The organism is Streptomyces sp. NPDC026515 (assembly GCF_055567595.1).
In genome coordinates this window covers 43,348-59,540 of sequence record NZ_JBVHQD010000023.1, presented here as the reverse complement: position 1 = coordinate 59,540, position 16,193 = coordinate 43,348, and the positions used below count along the sequence as shown (strand labels likewise).

The 16,193-nt window shown below is 72.0% G+C and carries 13 protein-coding genes; 9 read left to right on the top strand and 4 right to left on the bottom strand.

Annotated elements, in window-relative coordinates; all coding sequences use genetic code 11:
• Window positions 1-98: 98 nt before the first annotated feature.
• Window positions 99-338 carry a heavy-metal-associated domain-containing protein gene (locus ACZ4O3_RS36250; RefSeq protein WP_362729297.1) on the bottom strand — a complete coding sequence of 80 codons (240 nt, stop codon included), beginning with the start codon at window positions 336-338 and terminating at the stop codon, window positions 99-101.
• An 82-nt stretch (window positions 339-420) separates the two neighbouring features.
• Entirely contained in the window at window positions 421-1,371 is a 951-nt protein-coding gene (locus ACZ4O3_RS36245) for a PrsW family intramembrane metalloprotease (RefSeq protein WP_467726422.1), read from the bottom strand.
• 357 nt (window positions 1,372-1,728) lie between these two features.
• Between ACZ4O3_RS36245 and ACZ4O3_RS36240 the strand changes: the two genes are divergently transcribed.
• Window positions 1,729-2,772, top strand: a complete 1,044-nt coding sequence (locus tag ACZ4O3_RS36240) for a zinc-binding dehydrogenase (RefSeq protein ID WP_384998790.1) — start codon at window positions 1,729-1,731, stop codon at window positions 2,770-2,772.
• A 19-nt stretch (window positions 2,773-2,791) separates the two neighbouring features.
• Here the strand turns inward: ACZ4O3_RS36240 and ACZ4O3_RS36235 are convergent, their stop codons facing one another.
• On the bottom strand, window positions 2,792-2,992 hold the full coding sequence (locus ACZ4O3_RS36235; protein WP_351690851.1) for a helix-turn-helix transcriptional regulator: 201 nt from the start codon (window positions 2,990-2,992) through the stop codon (window positions 2,792-2,794).
• Between the two features lie 386 nt (window positions 2,993-3,378).
• On the opposite strand from ACZ4O3_RS36235, the gene iolC reads away from it, so the two are divergent.
• The 5 genes from iolC to mmsA all read left to right on the top strand — a co-directional run bounded on the left by iolC (window position 3,379) and on the right by mmsA (window position 9,487).
• Window positions 3,379-4,329 carry a 5-dehydro-2-deoxygluconokinase gene (gene iolC / locus ACZ4O3_RS36230; protein ID WP_384998793.1) on the top strand — a complete coding sequence of 317 codons (951 nt, stop codon included), beginning with the start codon at window positions 3,379-3,381 and terminating at the stop codon, window positions 4,327-4,329.
• 65 nt (window positions 4,330-4,394) lie between these two features.
• Window positions 4,395-5,273: a Cgl0159 family (beta/alpha)8-fold protein gene (locus ACZ4O3_RS36225; protein WP_362723724.1), complete on the top strand. Its 879-nt coding sequence runs from the start codon at window positions 4,395-4,397 to the stop codon at window positions 5,271-5,273.
• A 7-nt stretch (window positions 5,274-5,280) separates the two neighbouring features.
• The gene (gene iolB / locus ACZ4O3_RS36220) at window positions 5,281-6,096 is read left to right on the top strand and encodes a 5-deoxy-glucuronate isomerase (RefSeq protein WP_362723715.1); all 816 of its coding nucleotides are present in this window, start codon (window positions 5,281-5,283) and stop codon (window positions 6,094-6,096) included.
• Window positions 6,093-7,970, top strand: a complete 1,878-nt coding sequence (gene iolD, locus ACZ4O3_RS36215; protein WP_467726419.1) for a 3D-(3,5/4)-trihydroxycyclohexane-1,2-dione acylhydrolase (decyclizing) — start codon at window positions 6,093-6,095, stop codon at window positions 7,968-7,970. Before iolB ends, iolD begins: the two co-directional genes overlap by 4 nt.
• A gap of 14 nt (window positions 7,971-7,984) precedes the next feature.
• A complete protein-coding gene (mmsA, locus tag ACZ4O3_RS36210) occupies window positions 7,985-9,487 on the top strand; it encodes a CoA-acylating methylmalonate-semialdehyde dehydrogenase (protein WP_362723721.1) in 1,503 nt (500 codons plus the stop codon).
• A gap of 54 nt (window positions 9,488-9,541) precedes the next feature.
• Here mmsA and ACZ4O3_RS36205 read toward each other — a convergent pair whose 3' ends face one another.
• Window positions 9,542-10,372, bottom strand: coding sequence for an SCO4651 family lipoprotein (locus ACZ4O3_RS36205; RefSeq protein ID WP_467726417.1), 831 nt, complete (start codon window positions 10,370-10,372; stop codon window positions 9,542-9,544).
• A 349-nt stretch (window positions 10,373-10,721) separates the two neighbouring features.
• On the opposite strand from ACZ4O3_RS36205, the gene ACZ4O3_RS36200 reads away from it, so the two are divergent.
• The 3 genes from ACZ4O3_RS36200 to ACZ4O3_RS36190 all read left to right on the top strand — a co-directional run bounded on the left by ACZ4O3_RS36200 (window position 10,722) and on the right by ACZ4O3_RS36190 (window position 16,102).
• Complete coding sequence (locus ACZ4O3_RS36200) at window positions 10,722-12,119, top strand: APC family permease (protein WP_467726415.1); 1,398 nt, start codon at window positions 10,722-10,724, stop codon at window positions 12,117-12,119.
• Window positions 12,120-12,602: 483 nt separating this feature from the next.
• Window positions 12,603-15,251, top strand: a complete 2,649-nt coding sequence (locus ACZ4O3_RS36195) for a CocE/NonD family hydrolase (protein ID WP_467726413.1) — start codon at window positions 12,603-12,605, stop codon at window positions 15,249-15,251.
• Window positions 15,248-16,102 carry an ABC transporter permease gene (locus ACZ4O3_RS36190; protein ID WP_362720123.1) on the top strand — a complete coding sequence of 285 codons (855 nt, stop codon included), beginning with the start codon at window positions 15,248-15,250 and terminating at the stop codon, window positions 16,100-16,102. Before ACZ4O3_RS36195 ends, ACZ4O3_RS36190 begins: the two co-directional genes overlap by 4 nt.
• The last annotated feature ends 91 nt before the right edge of the window (window positions 16,103-16,193 follow it).

Genomic DNA, 16,193 nt, shown 5'->3' with positions numbered 1-16,193 from the left:
TATCAGCTGGTCGGCACGGCCCGGCGGGGGATACGTCTTCCTCGTACGTACTGCGCGTGTTGCTCGTCCTGCGGGTACCGCCCGCCGTGGCCTCGATGTCAGATGCGGCCGACGAGTTCGAAGCCCGCCTCGTCGACGGCGGCGCGGACCGCCTCCTCGTCGAGCGGGGCGGCGGAGACGACCGTGACCTCGCCGCTGGACGCGACCGCCTTCACCGAAGTGACGCCGGGCAGTCCGGAGAGCTCGGCGGAGACGGAGCCCTCGCAGTGTCCGCAGCTCATGCCGGTCACCTGGTAGACGGCGGTCACGGAACCCGGGGTGTCGGTCTGGGCGGTCATGTCGTTCTCCTCGTCGAGGCGCGTGGGGCCGGTGGGGCCGGTGGGGCCCGCGAGGGAACCCCACTGTTTTCACACTATACCCCTAGGGGGTATTTCTCCAAGAGGGGTCCCGGCGCGCCAGCGAGGTCACCCAGGCGACGCCGAGCAGCGAGACGAGCACCAGCAGGCCGACCGAGAACAGGGTGAAGAGGTGCTGCTGTGCGGCGGTGGGGCGCGGGATGTACCCGGCGGCGAACAGCTGCCGGGCCGGTCCGGTGCCCGCCAGCTGTGCCGCCAGCCGGATCGCGATGCCGTGCGTGGAGTCCCACAGGGCGTGCAGCAGGGCCACGCCCAGGTAGGTGCCCGCGACCGGGAGGGGGAGGCGGAAGCGCCCGTTCGGGCGGCGGTACGACAGCAGGACCCCGCCCGCGACGGCCGTCCACAGGCCGTGCCCGAAGGGGGCCGGTACCCCGCGCAGGATCTCCGTCTCGATCAGTGCCCGCAGGTCGATGCCCGTGGTGGAGACCGCCGCGTCGAAGGCGTAGCCGGCGCTCTCCAGGGCCGCGAAGCCGAAGCCGACGGAGGCGCCGAGGACCAGCCCGGCCCGCAGGCCGCGGATCCCGGGCTGCCGGCGCAGCACGAACACCAGCGCGCCGAGCTTCGCCGCCTCCTCGATCAGGCCGACGCAGACGAACATCCCCCAGGAGGGGCGGACGAGGTAGGACTCCATCACGGAGGCGCCCAGCACCCCGAGCAAGCCGCCGGTCAGGAAGCAGCCGAGGATCGCGCTGACCCCTAGGTCGCGGCCGTGCCGCTCGTAGGCCCACAGCACGAAGACGACCGGGACCAGAAAGCCGCCGAGCAGGATGAGGGTCGGCAGCAGCGAGGTGTCCTTCGTCGCGTACGTCACCGCCGCGGTCAGGGTCCACAGGGTGAGCCCGCCGCCGAGGCAGCGCTTCCACAGACCGGTCCGGATGCGCGGGTACGGCGGTGGCGGCTGCTGCGGACGGGGGATGCGGGCCTGTGGCCGACGGGGCGACGGAGAGTGGGTCACGGCGGGGGTCCCCCTGGGTGCTCCTGCGGGCGCGCGCGGCGCATGGCGGATCGGGGCTGGTGGAACTGGAGTGACGCGATTACCCGCACTCTAGGCATATGCGCCGGATGTCGCAGTCCGGAGAGGGTGCGGGGAGTCACCCCGCACCGCGGACCCGACGAAAACCGGGCGCCGCACCACCCCCGCGGGGCCGGTCCGGGAGCCGGTCCGGTGCGGGAGTCCGGGTGGTGGGCCGTCCCGCCGTGTGTGCGGACGGGTCGGTGCGGGGCTTCGCCGTGGGGGCGTCGGCACGCGGTCCTGTGCCGAGGGCCGTGTGCCGCTTAGCCTTCGCGCAGTCCCCGAAAGGAGCACCCGCCCATGCGAGCAGTCGTCTTCGACCGGTACGGCGGCCCCGCCGAGGTGCGGGACGTCCCCGACCCCCGGCCGGCCCCGCACGGCGTGGTGGTCCGGGTCGAGGCCACTGGTCTGTGCCGCAGCGACTGGCACGGCTGGGCGGGTCACGACCCGGACATCACGCTCCCGCACGTGCCCGGCCATGAACTCGCCGGTGTGGTCGAGGAGGCCGGCGTCGCGGTGACCGGCGCGCGCCCCGGCGACCGGGTCACCGTGCCGTTCGTCTGCGCCTGCGGCGGCTGCCCGTCCTGCGCGGCCGGCGACCAGCAGGTCTGCGAACGCCAGACACAGCCCGGCTTCACCCACTGGGGCTCCTTCGCCCACTACGTGGCCCTGGACCACGCCGACGTGAACCTGGTGACGATCCCGGACGACATGGCGTACACCACGGCCGCCGCCCTGGGCTGCCGCTTCGCGACCGCGTTCCGCGCGGTGGTGCAGCGGGGCCGGGTCGCGGCGGGGGAGTGGGTGTCGGTGTACGGCTGCGGAGGCGTGGGCCTGTCGGCGGTGATGATCGCGGTGGCGGCCGGGGCGCGCGTCGTCGCGGTCGACGTGTCGCCCAGAGCCCTGGAGCTGGCCCGGGAGTTCGGCGCGGCGCACTGCGTCGCCGCGGGGGACGGCGCCGACCCCGCGGCGGCGGTCCGCGAGCTGACCGCCGGCGGCAGTCATCTCTCCCTGGACGCCCTCGGTTCACCGCCCACCGCCGCCGCCTCGGTCAACTCCCTGCGCCGCCGCGGCCGTCACGTCCAGGTGGGTCTGGTGCCGTCCCCGGACGCCACCACCCCCGTACCCCTGGCCCGTGCCCTCGCCCTGGAGCTGGAACTCCTCGGCAGCCACGGCATGGCGGCGCACACCTACCCCGCCATGCTCGAACTGGTCCGCGCGGGCACCCTCCGCCCCGACCTCCTGGTGACCTCGACGATCACCCTGGACGCGGCTCCGCGGGCCCTGGCGGCGATGGGCGAGGCGCCCGGGTCGGGGGTGACGGTCATCGAGCCCTGGGCCTGAGCGCCCCGCCGGGCACGGCTCAGGCCTCTCTGCGGTTTCTGTTGCCCGGCCTGGAGGCGACCCAGGCACGGACGGTGTCGGCGTACCAGTAGGGCTTGCCGCCCTCGACGTGGTCGGGTGGCGGAAGCAGCCCGTGTTTGCGGTACGAGCGGACGGTGTCGGGCTGCACCCGGATGTGCGCCGCGATCTCCTTGTAGGACCAGAGCCGTCGGTCGGTCATGGGATGCACCTCCCTGCGCGCACCGCGGGGGCGACCGGGGGCGGTCGTCGGGGGAGCCGGGCGCTGCGCTGGCGATCACAAAGCCTGTGCCCGGTGAACGACGGAGAGTGACTGTGGGCAAGCGGCTGTGGATCTGGTGTGACCGAGAACCCGCGTAGGCGCGACATGTGTGACACGAGGAGGTTATTTGTGACACGGCTGGGGCACAGCCGCACGCCGGGTCATCGGCGGGGCGCGTTGACATGGGGGAGGCGGTGTGACGGGGTCCGGACCATCGCGCCGGGCCGGTACGCGATGTGGTGTCGTCAGAATGTCCGGACAAACCATTGACACGACCTCCTGTCCAGGACTACAAACCGGGGGAGAGCCGTGACGAAGGGAAACCGATGGCGTACGACCTGATCACCATGGGGCGGATCGGGGTGGATCTCTATCCGCTCCAGACCGGTGTCCCGCTCGCCCAGGTGTCGTCCTTCGGCAAGTTCCTCGGCGGGTCGGCGACGAACGTGGCGGTGGCGGCCGCCCGCCTCGGCCGGAACACCGCCGTCATCAGCCGCACCGGCCAGGACGCCTTCGGCGCCTACCTGCACGAGGCGCTGCGCGGCTTCGGGGTGGACGACCGCTGGGTCACCGCGGTCCCCGGACTGAACACCCCGGTCACCTTCTGCGAGGTCTTCCCGCCGGACGACTTCCCGCTCTACTTCTACCGGCAGCCCAAGGCCCCGGACCTGGAGATCGACGCCCACGACCTGGACCTCGACGCGGTCCGCGAGACCCGGATCTTCTGGGTCACCGGCACCGGTCTGAGCGAGGAACCCAGCCGTACGGCGACCCTCGCCGCCCTCGCCCACCGGGCCAGGACCGGCACCACCGTCTTCGACCTCGACTGGCGCCCGATGTTCTGGAGCGACCCGGAGTCGGCCCGCCCCTTCTACGCCGAGGCCCTCAAGCACACCACGGTCGCCGTCGGCAACCTCGACGAGGTCGAGGTGGCGACCGGCGTGCGCGAGCCGCAGGCCGCCGCGCAGGCCCTGCTCGACGCCGGGGTCGAGATCGCCGTCGTCAAGCAGGGGCCCAAGGGCGTCCTCGCCGTCCACCGCGACGGCGACTGCGCCGAGGTGCCGCCGCTGCCCGTGACCGTCCTCAACGGACTCGGGGCCGGTGACGCCTTCGGCGGCTCCCTCTGTCACGGGCTCCTCGAAGGCTGGGACCTGGAGAAGACCATGCGGCACGCCAACGCGGCCGGCGCCATCGTCGCCTCCCGCCTGGAGTGCTCGTCCGCGATGCCGACCGGCGAGGAGATCGCCGCCGCGCTCGCCGCCGGAGCGGTGCTGTGAGGGCCGGCCGGGTCGCGGGCGCGCACCACGACGGCGCGGCCCCCGCCAGGCGGCCGGACGTCGACATCGCGGCCCTCGTCCACACCCGCACCCACCACCCCGAGGCCATCGCCGAGGCGGCCGCGCGAAGAACCCGCCGGCCGCTCCTCGACGCGGACGGCAGGCTGATGATCGTCGCCGCCGACCACCCGGCCCGCGGCGCCCTCGGCGTGGGTGGCGACCGGCTCGCCATGGCCAACCGGGCGGAACTGCTGGAGCGGCTCTGCCTGGCGCTGTCCCGGCCCGGCGTCGACGGTGTCCTCGCCACCGCCGACATCCTCGACGACCTGCTGCTGCTCGGCGTCCTGGACGGCAAGGTCGTCATGGGCTCGATGAACCGCGGCGGACTGCAGGGCGCCCGCTTCGAACTCGACGACCGGTTCACCGGCCACCGCGCCGAGGACATACAGCGCCTCGGGTTCGACGCCGGCAAGCTGCTGCTGCGGATCGACTACGACGACCCGGGCTCGCTGACCACCCTGGAGTCCACCGCCCGTGCCATCGACGACATGGCCGCCCGCCGGCTCCCGGTCTTCGTCGAGCCGTTCATCAGCAGCCGCACCCCCGAGGGCAAGGTCAGGAACGACCTGTCCGCGGAGGCGGTCACCCGGTCCATCGCCATCGCCTCGGGACTGGGCGGGAGTTCCGCCTACACCTGGCTGAAGCTCCCGGTCACCGAGAACCCCGACGACATGGCCCAGGTCATGGAGACGTCCACGCTGCCCGCCGTGCTGCTGGGAGGCGAGGTCGGGGGCACCGTCGAGGAACAAGCCGGGGCGTACGAGAAGTGGCGCAGCGCCCTCCGACTCCCCACCGTGCGCGGTCTGGTGGTCGGCCGCTCGCTGCTCTACCCGGCGGACGGCGACGTGGCCGCCGCCGTGGACACCGCCGTAGGACTGCTGTGAGGCCCCGATGACGACGAACGAGCTGCACCTGACCAAGGGTTCGACCGCGAACGCACAGTACGTGCTCGACGTCGACCCGAAGCGGGCCGGCTGGGCGCACAGCAGTCTCCGGATCGTCGAACTGCCGCCTGGTGGAAGCCACTTGTTCACCACCGGGGACAGTGAGTGGATCGTGCTTCCGCTGCAAGGCGGTTGTACGGTGCGAACAGAGGGAACCGAGTTCCAGATCCTGGGCCGGGAGAGCGTGTTCGCCGGAGTCTCCGACTTCGTCTACGTGCCCCGGGACACCCAGGTCCAGATCGCCTCCGGCGCGGGAGGCCGCTTCGCCCTGGCAGGAGCGAAGTGCGAGCGACGACTCCCCGCCCGCTACGGCCCCGCGCCGGAGGTCCCCGTCGAAGACCGCGGCAGTGGCACCGCCGCCCGGCAGGTGCGCAACTTCGCCTCCGCGGACGCGTTCGACTGCGACAAGCTCATCGCCGTGGAGGTCGTCACCCCGGGCGGCAACTGGTCCTCGTACCCGTCGCACAAGCACGACGAGTACCGGCCCGGTGAGGAGTCGGAGCTGGAGGAGATCTACTACTTCGAGATCGACGGACCGAACGGTTTCGGCTATCAGCGCGTATTCCCCTCCCGTGAGGGCGGAACGGACGTCCTCGCCGAGGTCCGCTCCGGCGACGCCGTGCTCGTTCCCGACGGATGGCACGGCCCGTCGATCGCGCAGCCCGGGCACGACATGTACTACCTGAACGTCATGGCGGGGCCGGGTGAGACGCGGGAGTGGCGGATCTGCTTCCACCCGGATCACACCGAGGGGTATCGATGACGATACGGCTCACCGTCGCGCAGGCGCTTGTCCGCTTCCTCGCCGCCCAGTACACCGAACGGGACGGCGAGCGCCGCCGCCTGATCGGCGCCACCTGGGGCATCTTCGGCCACGGCAACGTGGCGGGACTCGGCCAGGCGCTCGTCGAGTACGCGGACGAGATGCCGTACCACCAGGGCCGTAACGAACAGGCGATGGTGCACGCGGCCGTCGGCTACGCGCGTCAGTCGAACCGTCTCGCCACGCACGCCGTCACCACCTCCATCGGCCCCGGCGCCACCAACCTGGTCACCGGCGCCGCCCTCGCCACCATCAACCACCTCCCGGTCCTGCTGCTGCCCGGCGACGTCTTCGCCGGCCGCCCCGCCGACCCGGTCCTCCAGCAGCTCGAAGTCCCGCACGCCGCCGACGTGTCGGTCAACGACACGCTGCGCCCCGTGTCGAGGTTCTTCGACCGGATCACCCGCCCCGAGCAGCTGATCCCGGCCGCCCTGCACGCCATGCGGGTGCTGACCGACCCCGTCGACACCGGCGCCGTGACGCTCGCGCTCCCGCAGGACGTCCAGGCCGAGGCGTACGACTGGCCCGCGGAGTTCTTCGCCGAGCGGGTGTGGACGGTACGGCGGCCGGGCGCGGACCCCGTCGAACTGGCCGCCGCCGTCAGGGCGATCAGGGCCGCCGCCCGTCCCCTGGTCATCGCGGGCGGCGGGGTCCACCACAGCCGCGCCGAAGCCGTTCTCGCCGAGTTCGCCGAGGCCACCCGCATTCCGGTCGCGTCCACCCAGGCCGGCAAGGGCTCGCTGCGCTGGGACCATCCGCAGGACGTCGGCGGCGTCGGTCACACCGGCACCGCCACCGCCGACGAACTCTCCCGGACCGCCGACCTGGTGATCGGCGTCGGCACCCGCTACACCGACTTCACCACGGCCTCCGGCACCCTCTTCGAGAACCCGGACGTCCGCTTCCTCAACCTCAACATCGCGCCCCTGGACGGTCACAAGCTCGCCGGCCTGCCGCTGATCGCCGACGCCCGCGGCGGCCTCGCGGAGCTGACCGGGGCACTGGCCCGGCACGACCACCGGGTGGCCGACTCGTACGTCACCGAGTACACCGAGGACAAGGAACGCTGGGAACAGCGCGTCGACGCCTGTTACGAGGGCGAGGAGCCGGACGTCCGGCCGACCCAGCCGCAGGTCCTCGGCGCCCTGGACGCGCTCGTCGACGAGAGCGACATCCTGGTCAACGCGGCCGGTTCGCTCCCCGGGGACCTGCACCGGATGTGGCGGACGCGGTCACGGGACCAGTACCACCTGGAGTACGGCTACTCGTGCATGGGCTACGAGATCCCGGCCGCCATCGGGGTGAAACTCGCCGCGCCCGAGCGGAACGTCTGGGCGCTGGTCGGCGACGGCACGTATCTGATGATGCCGACCGAGATCGTCACGGCCGTACAGGAGGGGATCGCCATCAAGGTGCTGCTGGTGCAGAACCACGGCTACGCCTCCATCGGCGGACTCTCCGAGTCGGTGGGCGGCGAGCGGTTCGGCACCGCCTACCGCGTCCCCGCGGCGGACGGCACCCTGACCGGCGCCCCGCTCCCCGTCGACCTGGCCGCCAACGCGGCCAGCCTCGGCATGCGCGTCCTGCGCGCCAAGACCGTCGATGACCTGCGCTCGGCGCTCGCCGAGGCGCGGGCCGCCGACACTCCCACATGTGTCTACGTGGAGACCGAAACGGCCGACACTGTGTCGGGCCCGCCTCCCGCGCAGGCCTGGTGGGATGTACCTGTGGCCGCGACCGCGACCCGATCCTCCGCGGTCAAGGCACGTGAGCTGTACGAACGGCACGTCTCGACCCGACGCCGCCATCTGTGAAGGAGTAACCGGTCATGACGAAGATCGTCAACCACTGGATCGGCGGCAAGACCGTCGAAGGCGCGTCGGGCACGTACGGGCCGGTCACCGACCCGGCGACCGGCGCCGTCACCACCAAGGTCGCGTTCGCCTCGGTCGACGAGGTCGACGCGGCTGTCCAGGCCGCCAAGGAGGCCTACGCGACCTGGGGCCAGTCCTCGCTGGCCAAGCGTACGGAGATCCTGTTCCGCTTCCGCGCCCTGCTGGACGCCAACCGGGACGCGATCGCCGAGCTGATCACCGCCGAGCACGGCAAGGTGCACTCGGACGCGCTCGGCGAGGTCGCCCGCGGCCTGGAGATCGTGGACCTCGCCTGCGGTATCAACGTCCAGCTGAAGGGCGAGCTGTCGACCCAGGTCGCCAGCCGCGTGGACGTCTCCTCGATCCGCCAGCCGCTGGGCGTGGTCGCGGGCATCACGCCGTTCAACTTCCCGGCGATGGTCCCGATGTGGATGTTCCCGATCGCCATCGCGACCGGGAACACCTTCGTCCTCAAGCCGTCCGAGAAGGACCCCTCCGCCTCGATCAGGATCGCCGAGCTGCTGGCCGAGGCCGGCCTGCCCGACGGCGTCTTCAACGTCGTGCACGGCGACAAGGTGGCCGTGGACCGGCTCCTGGAGCACCCGGACGTCAAGGCCGTCTCCTTCGTCGGCTCGACCCCGATCGCCCGCTACATCCACACCACCGCCTCGGCCAACCACAAGCGGGTGCAGGCCCTCGGCGGCGCCAAGAACCACATGCTGGTCCTCCCCGACGCCGACCTGGACGCGGCGGCCGACGCGGCCGTCTCCGCCGCCTACGGCTCGGCGGGCGAGCGCTGCATGGCCATCTCGGCCGTCGTCGCGGTCGGCTCGATCGGCGACGAGCTGGTGGCGAGGATCCGCGAGCGCGCCGAGAAGATCAAGATCGGCCCCGGCAACGACCCGGCCTCCGAGATGGGCCCGCTGATCACCGCCGTCCACCGCGACAAGGTGGCGTCGTACGTCTCCGGTGCCGCCGCCGAGGGTGCCGAGGTGGTCCTCGACGGCACCGGCTACACGGTGGAGGGCTTCGAGGACGGCCACTGGATCGGCATCTCGCTCCTCGACAAGGTGCCCACCACCGCGAAGGCCTACCAGGACGAGATCTTCGGACCCGTCCTGTGCGTCCTGCGCGTGGACACCTACGAGGACGGTGTGGCCCTCATCAACGCCTCACCGTTCGGCAACGGCACCGCGATCTTCACCCGGGACGGCGGCGCGGCCCGCCGCTTCCAGCTGGAGATCGAGGCCGGCATGGTCGGTGTGAACGTCCCGATCCCGGTCCCCGTGGGCTACCACAGCTTCGGCGGCTGGAAGGACTCGCTCTTCGGCGACCACCACATCTACGGCAACGACGGCACGCACTTCTACACCCGCGGCAAGGTCGTCACGACCCGCTGGCCGGACCCGTCCGAGGCCCCGTCCGGCGTCGACCTGGGCTTCCCGCGCAACCACTGAGAACGCCGGTGCCCCGCCGCTCCTCGGAGCGGCGGGGCACCGGCGCGTCCGGGGTCAGCCCTGCTGCTTCCGGGCGTTCTCGATCGTCTTGGTGAGGTCGGCGGTCTGGGCGGCCGGCGGGGCCTTCACCGGGGCGGTGGCGCCGAACTTCTCGAAGTCCATGGTCACGGTGACCTTGCCGATCCGCTCCTTCAGGCGGACCGGCAGGTCCTTGGCGTTCAGCCACAGGTTCATCGTCATCGAGCCGCCGCCGGTCACCGCGCTCAGGCCGTCACTGCCGTAGACGTCCTTGAACTTCCCCATCTGCGCCTGGTCGACGACGGCCCGGTAGTGGGTCGCGCGCTGCCCGTCGACGGTCTCCGTGCCGAAGTTCTTCACGTGGTCCGCGTACTTGAGGTACTTCAGCGTGGCCACCGGGTTGCCCGCGCTGTTCCCGCTGAAGGCCTCGGCGCCCTTGTCGCCGAGGAGGGCGGACGAGTCGATCTTCATCCACTGCTTGCCCTCGAGCGGGCCGGAGGCCTGCGGGTCGACGTCGTAGTAGTACGCGCCGTCCACGAACAGGGTCCGGATGGTCGGGCTGTGCTGGAGCGCCTCCATCTTCGCGGCCTTGGTGTCCATCAGGACGTCCATCGCCAGGCCGTCTCCCCAGGAGAAGGTGCCGTTCATCGTGATCGGGGTGCCCGTGCCGATCGCGGTGCTCATCCTGACCTTCGCCGAGCCGAGCCGGTCGGTCTGGTCGGTCGCGTGCGACAGCACCGACATGATCTTGTCCGCGCCGTCCACGGCCGCGGTGGCCGTCTTCACGCCGCCGGAGCCGCACGCGGACACCGCGACCATCGCCGCCGCCGTGAACCCCACCCAGGCAGCGGTGTACTTCAGCTTCATGAGTCCCCACCCATTGCTGTGATTCGGTTGTGAGCCCTGTTGTCGACGACTCTAGGGGGACACACTGACAGGTCCGGATACCGGACGTCTTCACGTTTTTTTGACGCCCGCGCTGCGATTCTCGTACGGGACCACGGCGCGGAACCGCCTGCCTCGTACCGACGCATACGCGGAAATCAGCGAGTGGATCAACGAATTCCGTAGGTCAACAACCATTGACGCAATGGTTTTCGTCGGGGTTCCATGCATCGCAACCGGGAGCGGACGAAGAGACGTACGAGACGAGCCGCCGGAGGCGATAACGCTCCCGGCCGAAACCCCTCGCCGCTTCAGTCGATCGGAACGCCGCATGACCGACACGCTCCGCCCTGTCGAGACCGCCCTCCCCGAGGTGTCCGACAGCCCCAAGACGCTCAAGCGCTCCATCGGCGTGGTCGGCGGCACCCTCCTGACCCTCTCCTGCGTGACCCCCGCCTCGACCCTGTTCGTGGTCGTCCCCGACCTGTTCGGGTCCCTCGGCACCGCCACCGCCCTGACGATCGCCATCGGCTCCCTCCTCTGTATCGCCGTGGCGTTCTGCTACTCGGAGCTGGGCACCCTCATCCCGAGCGCGGGCGGCGAGTACGCGATGGTCTCCACGATGGCGGGGCGGCTGGCCGGCTGGCTGGTCTTCGTCCTCTCCCTCCTCGTCGTGATGATCGTGCCCCCGGTGATAGCGATGGGCACGGCGGACTACCTGGCCCCGATCGTCCACCTGGACCCCGCGATGACGGGCGCCGGCGTGATGCTCCTGGCTACCCTGGCCGGTCTGCTGGACCTGCGGGCGAATGCCTGGATCACCGGCGTCTTCCTGGTCCTGGAGGTCATCGCTGCCGGTGTGGTGGCGGTGCTGGGCTTCTCGCACAGCCAGCGCGGCGCCGGGAGCCTCACCTCCATGCAGGTCGCGGACTCCGGGGGTCACACCACCACGGTCACCGCGATGCTGGTCGTCTCCGGCCTGGCCATCGCCCTCTTCGTCACCCAGGGCTTCTCCACCGCGGTCTACCTCTCCGAGGAACTGGAGCACCCGCGGCGCAACGTCGCCCGTACGGTCCTCGCCACCCTCGCCATCTCCACGGTGATCATCCTGGTCCCGGTCGCCGCGATCACCGTGGGCGCGTCCGACATCAAGGCCCTCACCGGCGGCGACATCAGCTCCATGGTCACCGCCTGGTCCAACTCCGCGGTCGGCACCTTCGTCAGCCTCTGCGTGGCCCTCGCGATCATCAACGCGGGCATCGTCATGGTCATCCAGAACTCCCGCGTCCTGTTCGCCTCGGCCCGCGACAAGGCCTGGCCGGCGCCGGTCAACAGCGCGCTGTCCCGCCTGGGCCGCTTCGGCTCCCCCTGGGTCGCCACCCTCGCCGTCGGCGTCCCCGGCGCGCTGCTCTGCTTCGTCAACCTGGACACCCTGTACGGCGTGACGGGCGTGTCGGTGACCGGCATGTACCTCCTGGTCGCCGTCGCCGCCCTGCTGGCCCGCCGGGGCGCCCACAAGCACACCCCGGCCTGGCGGATGCCCCTGTGGCCGGCGATGCCGATCCTCCTGATCGCCGTCCTCGCCTACATCCTCACCCAGCAGGAAACCACCTACCTCCTCTGGACCGGCGGCATCACGGCGGCGGCCACCCTCTACTGGGCCCTCTACCTCCGCCCCCGCAAGGAAACCCACTGGGTGGTCTCGCTCCCGGAGGACGTCCGGTCCTGAACCGGGGCCGATCGCAGCGCCCCGAAAGGCGCGCGGGAAACCGCGCGCTCAGCCCTCACCGGCCTGCGGGGACAATCGTCGCGGGGTGGGGCGGCCGGCCTGAGGGGCGTTGGGAACTGCGCGCTCAGCCCTCACCGGGCTGCGGGGGGCCACGGTCGCGGCGGCGGGCTGTTGTGAGTGCGGGGTGGGGCGGCCGGTCTGAGGGGCGCGGGGAACTGCGAGCTCAGCCCTCACCGGGCTGTGGGGGGCCACGGTCGCGGCGGCGGGCTGTTGTGAGTGCGGGGCGGGGCAGTCGGCCTGAGGGGCGCGGGGAACTGCGCGCTCAGCCCCCACCGGCCCGCGGCGGCCACCGGCGGCGTCTGCGGGCACCCCGCCGTACCGCACCCGAAGTACACGGCGACGTACTCCTACTCCTCGGGGATGGCCCGCTGTTCAGCCCACCGTCGGCATCGCATGCCGACCCGGGCCCGTACCGTTGAACGCATGGATCTTCGACCCCCCGGTCTACGAGCGCCGCTCCGGCGGCCGCGGCGGCTTCTGTCCGCCGCGGCCGCCGTCGTCGTGCTCGCAGGCGCCGGTACGTGGACCGCCCTAGCCTCCGACGACCCGGCCCCGGTGCACCGGTCCGACAAGGTCATGGCCGTCGACGGGGTACGGCTGGACACCTCGTTCTTCACCACCCCCGGCACCGGCCGACGCCCCGCCGTCCTTCTCGCCCACGGTTTCGGCGGCTCCAAGGCCGACACCCGTCAGGAGGCCGAGGACCTCGCCCGCCAGGGGTACGCGGTCCTCACCTGGTCCGCCCGCGGCTTCGGCAGATCGACCGGCCGGATCGGCCTGAACGACCCGAAGGGCGAGGTCGCCGACGTCTCCCGGCTCATCGACTGGCTGGCGCGGCAGCCCCAGGTCCGGCTCGACAAGCCCGGCGACCCCCGCGTCGGCATGGCCGGCGGCTCCTACGGCGGCGCGATCTCCCTGCTGGCCGCGGGCTACGACCAGCGCGTGGACGCGATCGCCCCGTCGATCACGTACTGGAACCTCGCCGACGCCCTTTTCCCGAACGGCGTGTTCAAGAAGCTGTGGGCCGGGATCTTCTTCAACACCGGCGGCGGCTGCGCCAGGTTCGAGCCGGCGCTGTGCGCGATGTACGACCGGGTCGCCGAGTCGGGCAGGCCGGACGCGGCCGCGGTCAAGCTCCTCGAAGAGCGCTCGCCGTCGGCCGTCGGCAACCGCATCAAGGTGCCCACCCTGCTCTTCCAGGGCCAGACGGACTCCCTCTTCACACTCGCCCAGTCCGACGCCGCCGCGAAGGCGATCCGGGCGGGCGGCGCCCCCGTCGACGTCGACTGGATCGCCGGCGGCCACGACGGCGGCGACCTGGAGACCAGCCGGGTCGAGGGCCGGATCGCCAACTGGTTCGACCGCTACCTGAAGGGCGACAAGGCCACCGACACCGGACCGGCCTTCCGGATCACCCGCGCCGGAGGCGTCGACTCCACCGACGGCGCCACCCAGCTGCGCGGCGCGACCTCGGACAGCTACCCCGGCCTGGAGAGCGACCGGAAGTCCATCGCCCTGACAGGCGGCACGCAGCGCGTCGAGAACCCGGCGGGCGCCACCCCGCCCGCCGTCTCCGCACTGCCCGGCCTGGGCGCCGGCGGCGGCCTCGCCCAGCTCTCCTCCCTCGGCGTCGGCGTCTCCCTGGACTTCCCGGGCCAGTACGCCCGCTTCGACTCGGCGCCGGTCCCCGACAACGTGCGGATCACCGGCTCGCCCACGGCCACCGTCCACCTCACCTCGACGAGCGACGACGCCGTCCTCTTCGGCAAGGTGTACGACGTCGGCCCGGACGGCACCCAGAAGGTGCTGCCCGCCCAGCTGGTCGCCCCGGTCCGCGTCGCGGGGACGAAGTCCGGCAAGGACGTCACGATCACCCTCCCGGCGATCGACCACGAGGTGCAGAAGGGCCACCGCCTGCGCCTGGTCCTCGCCTCCACCGACCTCGGCTACGCTTCCCCGACCGCCCCGGCGGTCTACACCGTCTCCCTCAGGAGCGCCCTCAGCGTGCCGACGGCCCCCCAGGTGGACACGGCCGCCGCCGCACTGCCCTCCTGGGTGTGGTGGCTGCCCCTGACCGGAGCGCTCGTCGCCCTGGCCCTGCTGGTCACCGGCCGCCGCCGTACCACCATCCCGGCGCCGGACCCCGAACTCGCCGAAGTCCCGCTGACGATCACAGACCTGAGCAAGCGCTACGCGGGCTCCACGGACCGGTACGCGGTCCAGGAGCTGTCCTTCCGCGTCGAGAAGGGCCAGGTCCTCGGCCTGCTCGGGCCGAACGGCGCGGGCAAGACCACCACCCTGCGCATGCTGATGGGCCTGATCAGGCCGGACGGCGGCGAGATCCGGGTCTTCGGCCACGCCGTCCGCCCGGGCGCGCCCGTCCTCTCCCGGGTCGGCGCCTTCGTGGAGGGCGCCGGCTTCCTGCCGCACCTCTCGGGCCGGGAGAACCTGGAGCTGTACTGGCAGGCCACCGGCCGCCCGGCGGCGGACTCCCACCTGGAGGAGGCCCTGGAGATCGCGGGCCTCGGTGACGCCCTGGCCCGCGCGGTCCGCACCTACTCGCAGGGCATGCGCCAGCGCCTCGCCATCGCCCAGGCCATGCTCGGCCTGCCGGACCTGCTCATCCTCGACGAACCGACCAACGGCCTCGACCCGCCGCAGATCCGCGAGATGCGCGAGGTGATGATCCGCTACGCGGCCGCCGGCCGTACGGTGATCGTCTCCAGCCATCTCCTCGCCGAGGTCGAGCAGTCCTGCACCCACCTCGTGGTGATGGACCGCGGCCGGCTGATCCAGGCCGGCCCGGTCGCGGAGATCGTCGGCTCCGGCGACACCCTGCTCGTCGGCACCGGCGTGCCCCTGGAGGAGCCGGTGGTGGAGAAGGTCGCCGCGCTGCCCGGCGTCGCCTCGGTGACCCGCACGGACGACGGACTGCTGGTCCGTATGGAGCCCGGCGGCAGCGCACCGCGACTGGTCGCCGAACTCGTCCGGCTCGACGTGCCGGTGGCGTCGGTGGGGCCCCACCGCCGTCTCGAAGACGCCTTCCTCACCCTGATCGGAGGTTCCGCATGAGCACGCTCACCGAGGTCGCCTCCGGCTATCAGGCGGGCCGCACCCTGCCGCTGCGGGTCGAGCTGGTCCGCCAGCTCAAGCGCCGCCGCACCCTGGTGATGGGCGCGATCCTGGCCGCACTGCCGTTCGTGCTGCTGATCGCGTTCGCGATCGGCGGCCGGCCGGGTGCCCGCAACGGCCAGGTGACCCTGCTGGACACGGCCACCTCGTCCGGCGCCAACTTCGCCGCCGTCAACCTGTTCGTGTCGGCCGGCTTCCTGCTGGTCATCCCGGTCGCCCTGTTCTGCGGGGACACGGTGGCCTCGGAGGCCGGCTGGTCCTCCCTGCGCTACCTGCTCGCCGCGCCCGTGCCCCGGGCCCGGCTGCTCTGGTCCAAGCTGGTCGTCGCCCTCGGCCTCAGCCTGGCCGCGATGATCGTGCTGCCCCTGGTCGCGCTGGCCGTGGGCACCGCCGCCTACGGCTGGGGACCGCTGCAGATCCCGACCGGCGGCGAACTCGACACCGGCACCGCGGCCCAGCGCCTCGCGGTCGTGGTGGCGTACCTCTTCCTGTCCCAACTGGTCACCGCGGGACTGGCGTTCTGGCTCTCCACGAAGACGGACGCGCCGCTCGGCGCGGTCGGCGGCGCGGTCGGCCTGACCATCGTCGGCAACGTCCTGGACGCGGTCACCGCGCTCGGCCACTGGCGTGACTTCCTGCCCGCGCACTGGCAGTTCGCCTGGGCGGACGCCGTACAGCCGCATCCCGAGTGGTCCGGCATGATCCAGGGCACCGCGGTGTCCATAACGTACGCCCTGGTGCTGTTCGCCCTGGCCTTCCGGGGTTTCGCCCGCAAGGACGTGGTCTCCTAGGTCACCGGACGATCTCCCTCCGGACTCGAAACCCCTGGTCCGTGCCCAGTTCGAGATCCATCCGCAACGCTACGGGTCGCACGTTCCACCC

What these genes read in the sequence shown, in the direction of transcription:
- ACZ4O3_RS36250 (WP_362729297.1), bottom strand. Translation starts at nt 338, where the DNA reads ATGACCGCCCAGACCGACACCCCGGGTTCCGTGACCGCCGTCTACCAG.
- ACZ4O3_RS36240 (WP_384998790.1), top strand. Translation starts at nt 1,729, where the DNA reads ATGCGAGCAGTCGTCTTCGACCGGTACGGCGGCCCCGCCGAGGTGCGG.
- ACZ4O3_RS36235 (WP_351690851.1), bottom strand. Translation starts at nt 2,992, where the DNA reads ATGACCGACCGACGGCTCTGGTCCTACAAGGAGATCGCGGCGCACATC.
- iolC (WP_384998793.1), top strand. Translation starts at nt 3,379, where the DNA reads ATGGCGTACGACCTGATCACCATGGGGCGGATCGGGGTGGATCTCTAT.
- iolB (WP_362723715.1), top strand. Translation starts at nt 5,281, where the DNA reads ATGACGACGAACGAGCTGCACCTGACCAAGGGTTCGACCGCGAACGCA.
- iolD (WP_467726419.1), top strand. Translation starts at nt 6,093, where the DNA reads ATGACGATACGGCTCACCGTCGCGCAGGCGCTTGTCCGCTTCCTCGCC.
- mmsA (WP_362723721.1), top strand. Translation starts at nt 7,985, where the DNA reads ATGACGAAGATCGTCAACCACTGGATCGGCGGCAAGACCGTCGAAGGC.
- ACZ4O3_RS36205 (WP_467726417.1), bottom strand. Translation starts at nt 10,372, where the DNA reads ATGAAGCTGAAGTACACCGCTGCCTGGGTGGGGTTCACGGCGGCGGCG.
- ACZ4O3_RS36200 (WP_467726415.1), top strand. Translation starts at nt 10,722, where the DNA reads ATGACCGACACGCTCCGCCCTGTCGAGACCGCCCTCCCCGAGGTGTCC.
- ACZ4O3_RS36195 (WP_467726413.1), top strand. Translation starts at nt 12,603, where the DNA reads ATGGATCTTCGACCCCCCGGTCTACGAGCGCCGCTCCGGCGGCCGCGG.
- ACZ4O3_RS36190 (WP_362720123.1), top strand. Translation starts at nt 15,248, where the DNA reads ATGAGCACGCTCACCGAGGTCGCCTCCGGCTATCAGGCGGGCCGCACC.